We start from the raw sequence: 16,201 nt of genomic DNA, 5'->3' as shown, positions 1-16,201 counted from the left end.
TTCCGCCCGGAGGGTGTCGTCGTGCGTCCGCAGACACTTGGCCTGCCGCGGACGCAGTACGACGCCGCGGCGCCTACCACGAGCGCAGACGCCGGCCGCGCAGATGGCGGCTGTCCGCGTGACCCGTTGTCCCACCCGGGCGGCGAGTGACGCACGCATGACCCCGGGATGCGCGGGGACCGGCGGAGGCCGACAGTGGAACCAGAGCCCTGTGCCGACCGAGGAGGAGCTCACGTGCCCGGCCCGGACGCCACGTCACCATGAGCGCGCAACCGCGCCCCGCGGCACCGCACCCGATGTCCGAGGCGGAGTTCCGGTCCCTGTACCGCCGACTACGTGAGCAGGCCCTGGACGGCACGGATCACGGGCGCGGAGCGCTGAGCCGGCTCACGCCCGAGCGTGTGGTGGCTGCCGCCGAGGTCCGGTGCGGACGCTCCGTGTCGCTGGCCGCCCCCATCGAGACCAGGCCGGGGCCGGACAATCCGCAGCCGGCGTCCCACGAGATGACCGCACCGGCGCACCGGGAGGCCGACGCCCCTGGGCTGCGGTTCGCCCTCGACCGATTCGCCATGAACGTGCACGGGGACGTCGACAGCCACCTCGACGCGCTGTGCCACGTGATGTTCGACGGCGAACTCTACGGCGGTGTCCCGGCGAGCAGCGTGACGCCGGACGGTGCCGGCGCGCTCACGCTGGACCTGGTGCGAGACGGCATCGTCGGCCGCGGCGTCCTCCTGGACATCCCGCGTCTGCGGGGCGTGCCGTGGCTCGACCCCGGCGAGTACGTGACCGCCGACGACCTCGTGGCGGCCGAGACCGCCCAGGGCGTCACGGTCGGAGCGGGCGATCTGCTGTTCGTGCGCGTCGGGCACCGCCGTCGGCGCCGGAGCCTCGGCGCCTGGAACGCGGCGCAGGCGCGGGCGGGCCTGCACCCGACGGCGATGCGCTTCCTGGCCGAGCGTCGCGTGGCCGTCCTGGGGTCGGACGGCAACAACGACACGGCCCCCAGCGTGGTGACCGAGGTCCCGTTTCCGGTGCACGTGCTGGCCATGAACGCCATGGGACTGCACCTGATGGACTACCTGGACTTCGAGGAACTGGTACCGGCGTGCGAACAGCTGCGCCGCTGGCACTTCCTGTGCGTGGTCGCCCCCCTACGACTCCCGGCGGCCACGGGCTCTCCGGTGAACCCGATCGCCGTCCTGTGAACGTGCCGGGACGCGGGCCGTTCCAGGTGCCGCGGCGCAGCGGGGCGTATACGTTCGAAGAGGGGAGAAAGCTGTTGGCAGGTCCCGGCAACGGCCGGGGACCGCAAGGCAAGGACGGTGGTCGCCGTGGGCGGCTCCTCCCATTACGACGTCCTCATCATCGGCACCGGCGCCGGCGGTGGCACGCTCGCCCATCGGCTCGCTCCCTCGGACAAACGGGTGCTCATCCTCGAACGCGGTGGTTACCTGCCGCGCGAACGCGACAACTGGGATTCCACCGCCGTGTTCGTCAGGGGCAAGTACCGGGCTCCGGAGTTCTGGCTCGACAAACACGGCAACGAGTTCCCGCCCGAGGTCAACTACTACGTCGGCGGCAACACCAAGTTCTACGGCGCGGCGCTGTTCCGGCTGCGCCCCGAGGACTTCGGCGATCTACGCCACCACGACGGCGTCTCACCCTCCTGGCCGATCCGCTACGAGGACCTGGAGCCGTACTACACACAGGCGGAACACCTCTACCTGGTGCACGGCCGGCACGGCGAGGACCCTTGGGAGGGGCCGTGCAGCGGACAGTACGCCTACCCGCCGGTCGAACACGAGCCGCGCATCCAGCAGTTGAGCGACGACCTGGAGAAGCGGGGACTGCATCCGTTCCACCTGCCCATCGGGGTCGACCTCACGCAGGACGCGAACGGGCGGGCAACCCCCGCCAGCGTCTGCATCCGCTGCAACCGGGTGGACGGCTTCCCGTGCCTGGTCCGCGGCAAGTCCGACGCCCAGGTGATCTGTGTGGAGCCGGCACTGCGGCACCCCAACGTCGAGATGGTCACCCATGCCCGGGTGACGAGGCTGGAGACCGATCCGACGGGGTGCAGTGTCACAGCGGTCGTCGCCCAGCTGCCGGACGAGGAGGAGGCCCGGTTCTCGGCCGACATCGTGGTCGTGGCCTGTGGGGCGGTCAACTCCGCGGCCCTGCTGCTCGCTTCGGCGAACGACCACCACCCCCACGGGCTGGCGAACAGCTCGGACGTGGTCGGCCGGCACTACATGCGGCACAACAACCTTGCACTGATGGCCATTTCGAAGGAGCCGAACGACACCCAGTTCCAGAAGACCCTCGCCCTGCACGACTGGTACCTGGGCGCGGACGACTGGGACTATCCCCTCGGAGGAATCCAGATGCTCGGCAAATCGGATGCCGAGCAGATCCACGGCGAGGCCCCGCGCTGGGCCGGAGCGGCGGCCCCGGACATGCCCTTCGAAGTCCTGGCCCATCACGCCGTCGACTTCTGGCTGTGTGGAGAGGACCTGCCGCAGCCCGACAACCGGGTCACCCTGGACGGCGACGGCCGCATTCACCTCGCTCTCGACGAGACCAACAACATCGCCGGCCTGACGCGCCTGCGGCACAAGCTCCAGCACATGCTCGGCCACCTGGGCATGCACGAGCACCGTCTGCTGTCCCACAGCATCTACCTGCACAAGGGCATGCCGATCGGCGCCACCGCGCACCAGGCGGGCACGGTGCGGTTCGGCGACGACCCGGCGTCCTCGGCCCTGGACGTCAACTGCAAGGCCCACGACCTGGACAACCTGTACGTCGTCGACACGAGCTTCTTCCCGAGCATCGGCGCGGTCAATCCGTCCCTGACGGCCATCGCGAACGCCCTACGGGTGGGCGATCACCTCCTGGCGCGGCTCGGCTGACCGGCCTGCGGTGACGCACCGCCGATCGGGCGAAGATCGTCAGTCGGGCAGCGCAAAGCAGGCTTTCGCGCCCCTCCGTTGCCCCACCTCGGTGCTTGTGTGACGCCTGCACCTCCGGGTCACGGCCCGGCTGATCCGGATCGCGCAGTGGAGGACGAAGTCATCGTGAGTGCCACCGAGGGCGCACCTCAGGACGTGATCCCCGCGCACCTGCTGAAGGGTCAGAAGGCGCTGGTCACCGGCGCGAATTCCGGAATCGGCAGGGCGACGGCCGTCGCTCTGGGCCGGGCCGGAGCCGACGTGGTCGTGAACTACGTGGCCGGCCGTGAGGAAGCCGAGAAGGTGATCGAGGAGATCGCTTCCTTCGGGGTGCGGGCCGCGGCCTACGAGGCGGACGTGTCCGACGAGGGCCAGGTCGTCGACATGATGGACCGGATGGTCCAGGAATTCGGCACGATCGACGTCCTCGTGGCCAACGCCGGACTGCAGCGCGACGCGCCGTTCACCGAGATGACCCTCGCCCAGTGGCAGAAGGTCCTGGACGTCAACCTCACCGGGCAGTTCCTGTGTGCCCGCGAGGCGGCCAAGGAGTTCATGCGCCGCGGAGTCGTCCCCGAGGTGTCGCGCGCGGCCGGGAAGATCATCTGTATGAGCTCGGTGCACCAGATCATCCCGTGGGCGGGGCACGTCAACTACGCGGCGTCCAAGGGCGGCGTACAGATGATGATGGAGACGCTGGCCCAGGAACTCGCCCCGAAGAAGATCCGCGTGAACGCGATCGCCCCCGGAGCCATCAAGACCCCCATCAACCGCGACGCCTGGGACACGCCGCAGGCCCAGAAGGATCTCCTGCGGCTGATCCCCTACGACCGCATCGGCGCCCCCGAGGACATCGCCCACGCGGCCGTCGGCCTCGCCTCCGACCTCCTGGACTACGTCGTGGGCACCACCCTCTACGTGGACGGCGGGATGACTCTCTTCCCCGGCTTCGCCACCGGCGGCTGACCGACCTCACTCACGTCGGCCCCTGGGGGAGACTCCTATGCACACCACGGTTTCGTTGCTGGCGGACGCGCCGGCGCAGATGCTCCCGGCCAGATCGCTGATGGCCTTCACCCTCGCCTCCCACATCATTCTGGTGCCCCTGGGAGTGGCGCTGCCGCTGATCACGCTCCTCATGCACGCCTACGGTCTGCGGCGGGACGACCGGACCGCCCTGCTGCTGGCGCGGCGGTGGTCGGCGGTCATGGCGGTCCAGTTCGCGATCGGGGTCGTCACCGGCACCGTGCTGTCCTTCGAGTTCGGGCTGCTGTGGCCGAGCATGATGGGCAGGTGGGGTGATGTCTTCGGCATCGGGTTCGGTGTCGAGGCATGGGCCTTCTTCCTGGAAGCCGTCCTGCTCGCCATCTATTTGTACGGTTGGCGGAGACTTCCTTCCCGCACCCACTTCCTGCTCGGACTGCCCCTGCCCGCCGCCGCCCTGCTCGGCGCCTTCGGGATCCTGGCCGCCAACTCCTGGATGAACACCCCGCGGGGCTTCACCCTCGACTCCGCGGGCAACCCCGTCGACGTGAAGATCTGGAAGGCGATCTTCACGCCCATGTTCGGCCCGCAGTACTGGCATTTCGTCGTGGCGATGCTCGTGACGGCGGGCTACGTCGTGGCCGGCGTCTACGCCGTCGGCTGGTTGCGCGGTCGCCGGGACCGTTACCACCGGCTCGGGTTCACGATCCCCTTCACGCTCGCCGCGGTGTTCACACCGGTGCAGTTCGTGCTGGGCGACTCCATCGCCCGCCAGGTCTTCCACAAGCAGCCGGTGAAGTTCGCCGCGATGGAGATGGTCTGGAAGACCGACACCCATGTGCCGGAGTACCTGTTCGGCCGGCTGCACCCGGACGGGAGCATCTCCGGCGGCATCCGGATCCCGCAGCTCGACTCCCTCCTCGCCGGCTTCCGCCCGGACACCCGGGTGACGGGGCTGACCTCCGTCCCGGCGAGCGACCGGCCGACGGCCACTCAGGCCACCCTCGCCCACTGGACCTTCGACACCATGGTCGGTATCGGCTCCCTGCTGGCGCTGCTCGCCCTGTGGTACGCCCTGATCTGGCTGCGCCGCCGCAGGCTGCCCGCCTCACCGTGGTTCTACCGGTGCGCCGCCGTGGCCGGCCTCGGCTCCGTCGTCGCCGTCGAATGCGGCTGGATCACCACCGAAGTGGGCCGCCAGCCGTGGATCGTCTACCAGAACATGCGGGTCGCCGAAGCGGTGACGCCGACCCGCTCGACCAGCCTGTGGATCATGTTCGGCCTGGTCATCGTGGTGTATGTCTTCGTGTTCGGGTCGTTCCTCGCGGTGCTGCTGAAGATGCGGTCCCGCTGGCGGCTCGCCGACGAGACGGGCGGACCCCAAAGCCCCGGGGAGACACCTGAGACCGACACACCGTACGGGCCGCGCTCCGCGGGGAGCCGGCCGTGATCGCCGGGGTCATCGCCGTCGTGCTGCTGCTCGCGATCGCCGCCTACGCATGCGCCGGCGGCACCGACTACGGCGCCGGCTTCTGGGACCTGATCGCGGGTGGGGCAGAGCGCGGCAAGCGCCCGCGCTGGCTGATCGACCACGCGATGGCTCCCGTATGGGAGGTCAACAACGTCTGGCTGATCTTCGTGCTGATCACCATGTGGACGGGTTTCCCCGTCTTCTTCCAGCGGGTGTTCACCACGATGTGGCTGCCCCTGGCGCTGGCCGCCGTGGGCATCGTGCTGCGTGGCGCCGGCTTCGCCCTGCGCAAGCCCGCCCGGCGGCCGGCCGGACGGCGCCTGTACGGGGCGGTGTTCGCCCTCTCGTCGCTCCTGACGCCGTTCTTCCTCGGTACCGCAGCCGGGGGAGTGGCCTCGGGCCGGGTGACCTCCACGACGCAGGCATCGACGGATGCCTGGGCCAACCCCACATCGCTGCTCTTCGGTCTGCTCGCCATCGCGACCACGGCTCTGCTCGGTGCGGTCTTCCTGGCAGCGGACGCCCGCCGTTTCGCCGCGCCGGATCTCGACGCCTACTTCCGGCAAAGGGCGCTGGGCGCCCTGGCTGTTATCGCCGTTCTCGCCGTGATCACGCTGTTCGTCACCCATGGGGACGCGCCCCATGTATGGCACGGGCTCACGCACGGCGTGGGGCTCGTCTTCGTCATCGTGGCGGCGCTGGGCACGCTCGCCACCGCCTGGTTGCTGATCCGCTCCTCCGGGGCCTGGTCCCGGGTCACAGCGGTCTGCGTGGTCGCGTCGGCCGTCCTCGCCTGGGGCATGGCCCAGCGCCCGTACCTCATCCCGACCTCACTGACCGTCGCCGAGGGCGCGGGCGCGGGCACCACACTCCGCTGGCTGGCGCTCGTCACCCTCGTGGCAGTCGTGCTGATCGTCCCCGCGGTCGCGCTGCTCTACTGGCTGGACACCCATGGCGAGCTGGAGGGCCTCACCGACGCCGACCTGCGGCGCACCGGTGCCGGTGATGAGGGCTGACCTCGTGGCGGGCGCAGACCGCAGGGCGTACGCCGAAGGGTGAGAGCGCGGTGACCGTGGACGAGATCCTGCTGGGCATCGGCCTGACCGTGGCCCTCGCCGTCGGTTCCCAGATCCTCGCGAGCCGACTGCGGATCCCGGCCCTGGTGGTGCTGCTGCCGGCCGGGTTCGCCGCCGGAGCAGTCACCGAGGCCGTCCATCCCGACAAGCTCGTGGGGCCGGCCTTCTCGCCCCTGGTGTCGCTGTCGGTGGCGCTCATCCTTTACGACGCCGGCCTGGGACTGGACCTGCGCCACCTCAAAGGCGCGGTGCGGAGCGTCGTCGTGCGACTCATCGTGCTGGGCGTGCTGCTCACCGCGGGGACCGTCATGGCCCTGGGGCCGACCCTGTTCGGGATGCCGTTCGCCGTGGCGAGCATGATCGGCGTGATCCTCGTCGTGTCCGGGCCGACCGTCGTCGGTCCGCTGCTCGACCACGTCAGGCCGTTGGACAAGGTGCGGCGGGTCCTGCTGTGGGAAGGGTCCCTGATGGATCCCGTCGGCGGCATCCTCGGCGCCGTCGTCTTCCACTCCCTCGTCACCGGCGGATTCCGGACCGGCCACGGGTTCCGGTCCGCTTCCTTCTTCGCCGGTATCGCCGTAGGGCTCGTGGGCGGCGCGGTCGGCGCCGCACTGCTGTGGCTCACCCTCCGGCTGCTCAGGCTCGGCGAGACGCTCGGCACGCTCGCCCAGCTGGCCACCGTCGTCGTGGTGGCCGCGGGCTGCGACATGGTGTTCGACGACACCGGGCTGATCGCCGCGATCGTCACCGGGCTGACCGTCGCGAACCTGCCCGGCTTCGACATGCCCGTACGCCGGCCGTTCTTCGAGACGCTCGTGCAGCTGATCATCGGCCTGCTGTTCATCTCCATCTCGGCGACGGTGACGCCGAAGTCCGTCGTCCCTGTGCTGCTGCCCACCCTCGCGCTCGTCGCCGTGCTCGTCCTGGTGGTCAGACCCCTGGTCGCCCTGCTGTCCACCGCCAGGACGGATCTCGCCGCCCGTGAACGCGCCTTCATCGGCTGGATGGCCCCGCGCGGCATCGTCGCCGCGTCCACCGCCACGACATTCTCCGCTTCGCTCATCACCGCGGGCCTGCGTGGCGCCGACAAGATCCTTCCCGTCACCTTCCTGGTGATCGTCGGAACGGTCGTGGTCTATGCACTGACGGCGAGGCCGGTGGCCGCCAGGCTGGGCGTCGCACGCCCCACGCGTGACCGCCCGCTCCTGGTGGGCGGCGATCCCTGGGTCATCGATCTCGCCCGGTCGCTGCGCACCGCCGGACTCGACGTGCTGATGTGGGCGGGACTCGCACAGGAGAGGAACCGGATCACGGAAGCGGGGATCGAGCTGGCCGCCGGGGAGCTCATGGCCGTGGCCACCGATCCGAAAGCCCGGCTGGAGGAGGTCACGTCGGTCTTCCTGCTGACCGACGACGACGACTTCAACGCACTCGCCTCGATCGTCATGCGGGACAGCATCGATGGCCCCGTCTACCGCGTCGGCCCGCCCCCCGGCGGTCGGGGCGTCGTTGCCCCCTATGCCGCTGGTGACACCCTCTTCGGCCCGGACCTCCTGCGCCATGCCCTGGTGGCCCGTCATGAGCACGGCGCCCGCTTCCGCGTACAGCCCGCGTCGGTCCCGTGCCCGCCAGGACACCGGCCCCTGTTCGTCGTCCGGCGTGACGGCCGGCTGGAACCGGTGGCCGAGACCTGGCCGGTCACCGCGGCGGAAGGCGACACGCTTGTCCTTCTCGGACCCGCGTCGGCGACGGGCGCGGGTCCGGCCACCTGAACCGGGCCCGACCACCTGAACCGGGTCCGACTACCGTCGGTCGAGAGTCGCGTTCAGGGTGATGGCCGCGTCGATGAGGGCGAGATGGGTGAACGCCTGGGGGAAATTGCCCAACTGACGCCCCGTCAGGTCGATCTCCTCGGAGTACAGGCCCAGATGGTTGGCGTACCCCAGCATCTTCTCGAACACCAGCCTCGCCTTGTCGGGCCGTCCCGCGCGTGCCAGGGCGTCGACGTACATGAACGTGCACAGCGAGAAGGTTCCTTCGGAGCCGCGCAGGCCGTCGGGCGAGGCCTCGGGGTTGTAGCGGTAGACCAGGCTGTCGCTGACCAGCTTCTCCTCCATCGCGTCGAGGGTGGAGTGCCACATGGGGTCGTCGGGCGTGATGAACCCCACCGTCGACATCCGCAGCAGCGAGGAGTCGAGTACGTCACTGCCGTAGTGCTGGACGAAGGCCTGACACCCCTGGCTCCAGCCCTTCGCCATGACCTGCTCGTAGATCTCGTCCCGTGCGCTGTGCCAGCGTGTGGCCGCGGCCGGCCGGCCGTTCGACTCGGCGAGCCGCAGCGCGCGGTCGAACGCCACCCACGACATCACACGGCCGTACGTGAAGTTCTTGCGGCCGCCGCGGGTCTCCCACAGGCCCTCTCCCGCCTGGTCCCAGTGGTCGGCCAACCAGTCGAGGTTCGTCAGCAGCGAGGTCCATCCCCGGTGCCCCAGCTGGATTCCGTGCCGGTGCGCGAAGTAGATGCTGTCGAGGGCCTCGCCGTAGATGTCCAGCTGAAGTTGTGTGGCGGCGCCGTTGCCGATCCGCACCGGGGCCGAACGCGCATAGCCTTCCCAGTGGTCGAGGATCTGCTCTTCCAGGTCGGAGGAGCCGTCGACCTTGTACATGACGTTGAGGGGGCCGGAGTCCTCGTCGCTGCCCGCCCGCTCATGGACCCGGTCGCCCAGCCACCCGATGAACGCCTGGGCCTCCTCGGTGAAGCCCAGTCCCAGCAGGGCGTACACCGAGAAGGAGGCGTCACGGATCCAGGTGAACCGGTAGTCCCAGTTGCGCTCGCCGCCCAGCTGCTCCGGGAGCGCCGCCGTCGGGGCGGCCACCAGGGCGCCACTGGGGGCGTAGGTCATGAGCTTCAGCGTCACCGCGGAGCGCTCCACCGCCTCTCGCCAGCGCCCCGAGTAGCGTGACTGGCCCAGCCAGGAGCGCCAGAACACGACGGTGTCGTCGAAGAGTTGCTGGTATTCGGCGAGGCTGATCTCCCTGGGCGGCCCGTCGGCGGCCGACGCCAGGACCAGCCCGCGCTGCTGGCCCGCCTGCAGGGTCAGCGAGAAGTGCAGGTCGTCGTGCTGGTCCGTCAGGGCGTCCACCAGCCGCCCGTCCTCCGGTTCGCGGATGGGGTGCACGGTGAGTTCCACGCCGTCGTCCGAGGCGAACACCGCTCCGTGCTCGGTGACGTGCAGCTGGTGGGCCTTGCGTCCGTAGTCGAACCGCGGGGCGATCTCGATCTCGAAGGTCATGCTGCCGCGTACGCAGCGGACCATGCGCACCAACCGGTGGCCGGCCGTGACCGTGGTCCCGGTCACGGGCATGAAGTCGAGCACCTCACCGGCGCCCGCCTCGGTCATGAACCGGGTGACCAGAATCGCCGTGTCGGGAAGGTACAACTGCTTGGTCGCGTGTGTCGTGTGCAGGGGCCGGACCGTGCAGTGCCCGCCCTTGTCCTTGTCCAGCAGCGCGCCGAACACGCTGGGGGAGTCGAACCGCGGGGAGCAGAACCAGTCGACCGTCCCATCCGTGGTCACCAGGGCCGCGGTCTGCAGATCGCCCAGCAGGCCGTGGTTCTCGATCAGCGGGTAGTCGTCCATCGGGGCGCCCCCTTCGGTGTGCGAATCACCCGAATGCGGCCCCCCGATCAGCGTAAGCCGGGGGCCCGGCTCCGGCGCGCCGAGCTCGGGCCGTGCGAGACGTGCTGGTCGCGGACGTGACCGGCTCCCGGCTAGTGCGGGGGCTTCGCTGCCGCATGTCGGGTCGCGCGGCGCCACAGGCGTCGCTGCAGACGGAGGGTGAGGACGCCGACCGCGATGAGAACGACGACGTTGAGCAGGAGCTGGAGCAGCGAGCCCCATGCCTGATGCCAGTCGGCGAAGGCAACCGAGACGGCGATGTCCGAGGCGGCGGGAATCGTGGTCACGGAGATGAAGACACCGAGCAGGGCACTGCCGCGCGCCTCGGTGAGCGAGACGATGCCGACAACGCCGGCAAGGAAGGCGACGACGACCGAGAAGAAGTCCGGTGTGTCGATGAGGTGGGAGACAGGCCGCAGACCCAGTTCAAAGGCTTTGGACTGCAGGTGTGCGCCCCGCGCCAGCGCGGCGAAACCCAGAGTGACCACAATGGCCAGCAGGAAGCCGACCGTGAGCGCACGTAGCCCGTCTCGGACCCTGCGGCGGTTGCCCCGGTCGAGTCCGAGGGCGACGCTGGTGATCGCGCCGTACTCGGGGCCGACCACCATGGCCGCCACGATGAGGATCTGCGAGTTCGTCATGATGCCGACCGAGCCGATGAGCCCGGCGATGACCAAGAACAGGTAGAAGGACGGTAGGTAGGTTCCCTCCGACCGGATGTGGGCCTCGACCGTGGCCCACAGCGGTGCGTGCACGAGTGCGCTCGGCTGGTCGGCCTCGATCTGCTCGGCGCGGTGCGAAAACATCATCTCGACGCCGTCGACGGCGATCGACCCCGTACGGTCGACGCCCAGCTCACGCAGGGCGCCCAGCACGCTGTTCGCGGCGCCCTTCATCACGTCGCATTCGAGCGCGTCGCCGTCCGGAACGCGGGCCGATTTCACGACCACGAGGTTGAGGACGCGCTCGTCCGCGGTGAGCAGGTCGACGGTCGGCCGGGTGAGTGCGCGCGGCATGACCATTCGGAAGTGGATCAAGTCCATCCGAACCTCCTGTGGGCGGAGCCGGCTTCAGACCCTGGCGCTCGCTTCGGTCAGGGGGACCCCCTACCGCTCCGGCCCCGCCATCGCATGCAGCGCGGCCGCCACGACGTGTGCCGTGCTGCCGGAGGCGTCGAGGGTGACGCCCGGCTCGTCGGCCTGAAGCGGATTCAACATGTCGTACTGGGAGCCGAGCAGCTCCGGAGGCATGAAGTGCCCCTTCCGGCGCGCGATCCGCTCCGCGGCCAGCTCACGATCGAGAGCCAGATAGACGAACCACACGTCCACCCCCAAGTGCCGGAAGCGGTCCCGGAACTCGCGCTTGAGCGCCGAACACGCCACCACACCCCCGTGCCCACCGGCCGCATTCGTGCGGATCCACTCCGTGAGAGCCGCCAGCCAAGGCCGGCGATCGGCGTCGTCGAGGGGGTGCCCGGACGCCATCTTGGCGCGGTTGGACGCCGGGTGCAGATCATCGCCGTCGAGGAACGGCACGCCGAGCTGCTGCGCGAGCCGCGCTCCGACGGTGGATTTCCCGGACGCCGATACGCCCATCACGATCACCACCCGCGCACCGCCGGCCACACCGGTCAACGAGCCTCCCTGAGGTGGCGGTGGAACACTGGTACATCTCCACTATCGCCCGTCACCCCCCAACGCGCCGCACGTGCGAACCGTCCGCCGGGCACCTCCACCGGTATCCGCGACCGGCCGCGACCGGCAATCCGGCCGAGGGCGTCCGACTGGCGGGTCATCACGGCGTGGTGCACAGGCGTCTCGCGACAGCCGATCACATCGCTTGGGAGGGGCTTATGGGCGCCAACTCGGTGCGGGCTGGCCAGCGATGGGCGGGGGCGGTCCGCGGTCCCTCCAGCTCATGGCCCGGTTCGATGCCCTGACTATGCTGACCGCTGCGCGGTGTGTGCGAGACGGTTGCGCCACTCCGGTTGTTCTTGGGAGAGGTGAGGGTGTGGCCAAGCCCGTACGTGCGGCTGTCGGGAATGTGTGGGTCAAGTGCACTTTCTGTCAGGGCGATCTGTTTCGGGACCGTGAGGTGAAGCTCAACAGCTCCGGCATGGAGTTCATGGGCTACGGCTGGGCGAACGAGTCGGCGACCGGGCTGATCTGCTGGAACTGCGGCTATGTGCATCTGTTCGTGAACAGAGATCTCGAGCTGTACAAAGTGAAGAAGGACAAGGGGTGACGTAGGCCCCTCGCAGCGCGCCACGGGCGCTGTTGCGCACGGGACCGGATTGCTTGCGCGACGGATGCGCCTTCCGGGTGGAGGTGCGGCCGGGTAGCCGTAGATCCCAGTGGTTGGAGAGGACGGATTCCGGCCCGTGGGGCAGCGGCACTCGGGCACGATGGGCCGCGTGACGTATGTGGTGAGCGTGGATACGTGCATTCCGGACGGAGCCTCTGACCTGGATGCCCTGCAGCGAGAGGGTGTTCTCTTCCTGTTCCGGAAGGGCATCGACGCGATCGAGGCCGTCGAGGGACCCGACGGTATGGAAATCGAGATCGTTGACTCCATTTTGGCGGCCCACCCCGGCGGGGCCTTGCTGAAGCTGTTCGTGGACGCACCGGCCTTGGAGTTCGCCGAGGACGCGGTGCGCGGGGTCGTGGGCGAGATCTTGGAGCGGTCGGAGCTGCTCAGCGCGTGGGAGATCACGAAGTGCGAGGTCGAGCTGCATCCGGAGCTCGCTCAGCAGAGCCTGGATGCCGCGGACGGCCCGGATGCGCCGCCCGCAGACCTCGCGGCACGGGCCGCTCAGCACGCCGAGGCGAGAGCCGCATCCACCACGGCCGCGAAGCTCACCGACGAAGAGGCCGAGGCGATGCGCGTCAAGATCAGCGCACTGGCGCCTCGCCTCACGGCATTCGGTCTCGACTCCTTCGGCTGGTGCGAAGACGACGAGTCCGGCGTTGACCGTGAGCACGCGGCACTCGCCGCCGGCGCGTTGGTGTACGCCATCGATCTCCTTGTGGACCAGCTCTTCGACGATGTGGAGGTGCTTGGCGACGAGGGAACGACCGTTGAGGATTGCGACGGACCCCTGTGGTTCCTCGAAGATCTGCCTGAGCAGTTCGCCGTGCGGTACACGGCCCTCTTCGCGCGTCGCTTCCTCGTTACGGCCGTATCGCTCACCGCTCGTCTCACTCGCGACGACTTCGTGCAGCTGAGCTGCGTGGCCGAGGAACTCCTCCTGAAGTTCCTCCTGCGTGAGGCCGAGGTCGTGCTCGACACCTACGGCCTCTTGAACGACGAGATCACCTCCGCTTGGGAAGCCTTCGCCGACGAGGCCTACGAAGACTCCGACTACGAGTGGCTGTATGAGTCGGTCACCGCCGATGCCGACGAGGGGGTCGGCGCCGAGCAGCTGGAAGCTGGAGTGTTGGACGTCGAGAACTGGTTCATGCCGTTCGACAGGACGAGTTACGTCCACCCGTACGCGGCGAACGAGGCTGGGGAACGGGAGGACACAGCGTAGGAGCCAGACTGCCCTGGGCAGCCGCCTGAGCTGCTTTGGAAGAGCCGACCGGCGGACCTCCGGACTCTTGGCCGGCGGACCGGCGCCGGTTGCTCGATAGGCGGTGTGCGGGCGGTCTGCTGGGGACGATTGCGCCGGCGGTCGGGGGTGACACGGCGACGCGACGGTCAGCCGAGATTGGTGAGGGGGAGCAGGCCACGCTCGGTGAAGACCTTCTTGGCCACGAGCGTGGCGTTGATCGAACGCGGCATGCCGCAGTACACGGCCGAGTGCAGTAGCGCCTCGGCGATCTCGGTAGCGGTCAGACCGACGTTGAGCGCGGCGTTGATGTGCACTTCGAGCTCGATCTCGCAGCCGCCGAGCGCCGCGAGCACACCCAGGGTGACCAACTGCCGGTCACGCGGTGGCAGCTCGGCTCGGGAGTACATGTCACCGAATGCCCACGCCACCACCTGGTGGCCCAGCTCCGGCGAGGTGTCCGCGAGGGAGTCGACGATCCGCTGCCCCGCTTCCCCGTCAACCCGCTCCAGTACCTTCATGCCGTACCCGTAGCGCTCTTCGCGATTCATCGGCTCTCCTCAGGTCAGGTATGCGCTCCGGGCCGCCCGGTGCGCTGTCTCCAGCCTGGCCCGAGGGGCGTCCAGATCTGCTCTGTGGGCATGACTGGCTATAGTTCCCATGCCTGGGAGGTATGGATGGAACTACGGCTACTCGGCTATGCGGTCGCGATCGCGGAAGAGGGCAGCATCAGCGGCGCGGCCCGGCGGCTCCATCTGACACAGCCCACGCTCAGCCGCCAACTGCACGAATTGGAAAGGCAGTTGGGTGCCAAACTGTTCTCCAGGGAGGGCCGCGGTCTTACGCCGACGCCGGCCGGACAGGCCCTGGTGCGGCGTGCGGTCGCCGTGCTCGCCGAGGCGGATGCCGCGCTGGAGGACGTGCGACTGGCCGCACAGGGCCTGACCGGTCGACTGACCGTGACCTTCGCCGGTTCGGGCATCAACGGACCGCTCGGTGGCGCACTGGGCCGGGTGCGGCGTGAACTACCCAGGGTGGAACTGCAGTTGGCGGAGAGTTTCAACGATGCCGAGATGTCGACCGGTGTACTGGAGGGCCGTTTCGACCTCGCGGTCCAGCGCCTCCCGGTCCGCGATGCCCGACTGTCCACGCAGGTGTGGTGGCGAGAGCCGCTGACTCTGTTCCTGCCCGCCGGCCATCCGCTGGCCTATCCCTCCGAACCCGCCCCGCTCGCGGCCCTGGGCCAGATCCCCCTGGTCATCTGGCCCAGGGACGTCTCTCCCCGCTCCTACGACGAGATCATCGCGCTCTGCCACAGCGCCGGAGTCGTACCGAAGATCAGCGCCGAGGGCCGCAGCGTGCAGACGCTACTGGCCCTGGTCGCGGCCAAGTTCGGCGCCGCGGTGCTCGCCGACTCGCACCGTGCGCTGCGCCGCATCGGCGTGACCCCCCGGCCACTGGCCGATACCTCGACCACCCTGCACCTGGTCTGGCGGGCCGACGACGCCAACCCGCTCGTCCAACGGATGCGCACCCTCCTCACCGACGCACTGAGCCACGCGTAAGCCGTTGCTGGTCGTGCTGACCGTCGCGTACGGCAAGCGCCGTCGCGCGGCCGGGAACGTGCCTGCGGCTGCCTGAGTGAAGGAAAACGATCGTGCCGCGGGCCCAAGAAGATTACGACGCCCCGTGACTCTCCGGGCAGAGCGCTGGCCACGTATCGGTCGATGTGGCCGGGCGCTTCACTTGGCGGACGAGCGCTTGGCTTGGCGGGCGCTGCGGGGCCGGGTCTCCGCCGCGGCATGCGGCGTCCCCGAGCGTGGCGTCCAGCGGAGTGCCGCCCAGATGAGGGTGCCGAGCGCGAAGCCGTACACGGCGACGAGGCCGTGGCCGTTGTCCTGAGCGAACCACATCAGCAGCCCGAGCGCCGGCACGCCGACCGCGAGGGCCCGCTGCTTCCTGGTCTGGGCGCGCGTCAGGAGGGCGGCGGCGAGGGTCGCCCCCAGGAAGTAGGTGGCGCCGGAACTGCCCGCGAAATTGCGGGGATCGGCGCTGTGGCCGCCGCCCAGGCCGAGCAGGGCGTCGATTTGTTCCGGCAGGAGGATGCCGACGACGAAGAGGAGCAGCGTCAGCGGACCGCCCCAAAGCCACTGCGCGAGTGCCGCCACGAAGGCGAGGGTGGCGATGTTCCAGATCGCGCCGGTGACACCGCCGTTCTGCATGAAGACCGAGGTGAACACCCGCCACCAGCCGGTCTTGGAGGGATCGTCGTCGAGTGCGGCCATCGCCCCCGCCCAGCACAGCTGGAGTACGACACCGGCCACCGCCAGCACGGTCAGGCCGACCGCGACCCACGGGAGGGGACGCCCCCGTAGCGAGTCGCGTCCCACCGCGCCGAGCCCACTGTTGATCATCATCACCATCAACGCGGCGGTCGTCGCGTTGAACAGCAGTCCGCCCATGTCCCCCGTACCTCTCCAACACTG

General features: G+C 69.4%; 14 protein-coding genes. 9 read left to right on the top strand and 5 right to left on the bottom strand.

Translation table 11 applies throughout. From position 1 onward, the window contains the following. The first annotated feature begins 260 nt into the window (after window positions 1-260). From KI385_RS22070 to KI385_RS22045, 6 genes are all read left to right on the top strand, one after another. Window positions 261-1,208: a cyclase family protein gene (locus tag KI385_RS22070; RefSeq protein WP_238573897.1), complete on the top strand. Its 948-nt coding sequence runs from the start codon at window positions 261-263 to the stop codon at window positions 1,206-1,208. Between the two features lie 117 nt (window positions 1,209-1,325). Then, window positions 1,326-2,915 carry a GMC oxidoreductase gene (locus tag KI385_RS22065; protein WP_425356938.1) on the top strand — a complete coding sequence of 530 codons (1,590 nt, stop codon included), beginning with the start codon at window positions 1,326-1,328 and terminating at the stop codon, window positions 2,913-2,915. A 165-nt stretch (window positions 2,916-3,080) separates the two neighbouring features. Then, the gene (locus tag KI385_RS22060) at window positions 3,081-3,920 is read left to right on the top strand and encodes an SDR family oxidoreductase (RefSeq protein ID WP_238573895.1); all 840 of its coding nucleotides are present in this window, start codon (window positions 3,081-3,083) and stop codon (window positions 3,918-3,920) included. A 37-nt stretch (window positions 3,921-3,957) separates the two neighbouring features. Next, complete coding sequence (locus KI385_RS22055) at window positions 3,958-5,388, top strand: cytochrome ubiquinol oxidase subunit I (protein WP_238573894.1); 1,431 nt, start codon at window positions 3,958-3,960, stop codon at window positions 5,386-5,388. Continuing rightward, window positions 5,385-6,425, top strand: coding sequence for a cytochrome d ubiquinol oxidase subunit II (locus KI385_RS22050; RefSeq protein WP_238573893.1), 1,041 nt, complete (start codon window positions 5,385-5,387; stop codon window positions 6,423-6,425). The genes KI385_RS22055 and KI385_RS22050 overlap by 4 nt, the downstream gene beginning before the upstream one ends. A 50-nt stretch (window positions 6,426-6,475) precedes the next feature. Beyond that, window positions 6,476-8,257, top strand: a complete 1,782-nt coding sequence (locus KI385_RS22045) for a cation:proton antiporter (protein ID WP_238573892.1) — start codon at window positions 6,476-6,478, stop codon at window positions 8,255-8,257. A gap of 30 nt (window positions 8,258-8,287) precedes the next feature. Here the strand turns inward: KI385_RS22045 and KI385_RS22040 are convergent, their stop codons facing one another. The 3 genes from KI385_RS22040 to KI385_RS22030 all read right to left on the bottom strand — a co-directional run bounded on the left by KI385_RS22040 (window position 8,288) and on the right by KI385_RS22030 (window position 11,790). After that, window positions 8,288-10,126: a glycoside hydrolase family 15 protein gene (locus tag KI385_RS22040; protein ID WP_238573891.1), complete on the bottom strand. Its 1,839-nt coding sequence runs from the start codon at window positions 10,124-10,126 to the stop codon at window positions 8,288-8,290. Window positions 10,127-10,257: 131 nt separating this feature from the next. Continuing rightward, the gene (locus KI385_RS22035) at window positions 10,258-11,208 is read right to left on the bottom strand and encodes a DUF389 domain-containing protein (RefSeq protein ID WP_238573890.1); all 951 of its coding nucleotides are present in this window, start codon (window positions 11,206-11,208) and stop codon (window positions 10,258-10,260) included. 63 nt (window positions 11,209-11,271) lie between these two features. Continuing rightward, a complete protein-coding gene (locus KI385_RS22030) occupies window positions 11,272-11,790 on the bottom strand; it encodes a gluconokinase (protein WP_342593526.1) in 519 nt (172 codons plus the stop codon). Window positions 11,791-12,259: 469 nt separating this feature from the next. Between KI385_RS22030 and KI385_RS22025 the strand changes: the two genes are divergently transcribed. Further along, window positions 12,260-12,409, top strand: coding sequence for a hypothetical protein (locus tag KI385_RS22025; RefSeq protein ID WP_238573889.1), 150 nt, complete (start codon window positions 12,260-12,262; stop codon window positions 12,407-12,409). A gap of 169 nt (window positions 12,410-12,578) precedes the next feature. Next, window positions 12,579-13,697, top strand: coding sequence for a hypothetical protein (locus KI385_RS22020; RefSeq protein WP_238573888.1), 1,119 nt, complete (start codon window positions 12,579-12,581; stop codon window positions 13,695-13,697). A 167-nt stretch (window positions 13,698-13,864) separates the two neighbouring features. Here KI385_RS22020 and KI385_RS22015 read toward each other — a convergent pair whose 3' ends face one another. Beyond that, a complete protein-coding gene (locus KI385_RS22015; protein ID WP_238573887.1) occupies window positions 13,865-14,266 on the bottom strand; it encodes a carboxymuconolactone decarboxylase family protein in 402 nt (133 codons plus the stop codon). A gap of 126 nt (window positions 14,267-14,392) precedes the next feature. Here KI385_RS22015 and KI385_RS22010 point away from each other — a divergent pair, with 126 nt between their 5' ends. Continuing rightward, window positions 14,393-15,280 carry a LysR family transcriptional regulator gene (locus KI385_RS22010; protein ID WP_238573886.1) on the top strand — a complete coding sequence of 296 codons (888 nt, stop codon included), beginning with the start codon at window positions 14,393-14,395 and terminating at the stop codon, window positions 15,278-15,280. A 177-nt stretch (window positions 15,281-15,457) separates the two neighbouring features. Here KI385_RS22010 and KI385_RS22005 read toward each other — a convergent pair whose 3' ends face one another. After that, window positions 15,458-16,177: a hypothetical protein gene (locus tag KI385_RS22005; protein WP_238573885.1), complete on the bottom strand. Its 720-nt coding sequence runs from the start codon at window positions 16,175-16,177 to the stop codon at window positions 15,458-15,460. Between the last annotated feature and the right edge of the window lie 24 nt (window positions 16,178-16,201).

The organism is Streptomyces inhibens (genome assembly GCF_022221585.1).
Lineage (GTDB): Bacteria > Actinomycetota > Actinomycetes > Streptomycetales > Streptomycetaceae > Streptomyces > Streptomyces inhibens.
This window is presented reverse-complemented; position numbering and strand designations above follow the sequence as displayed.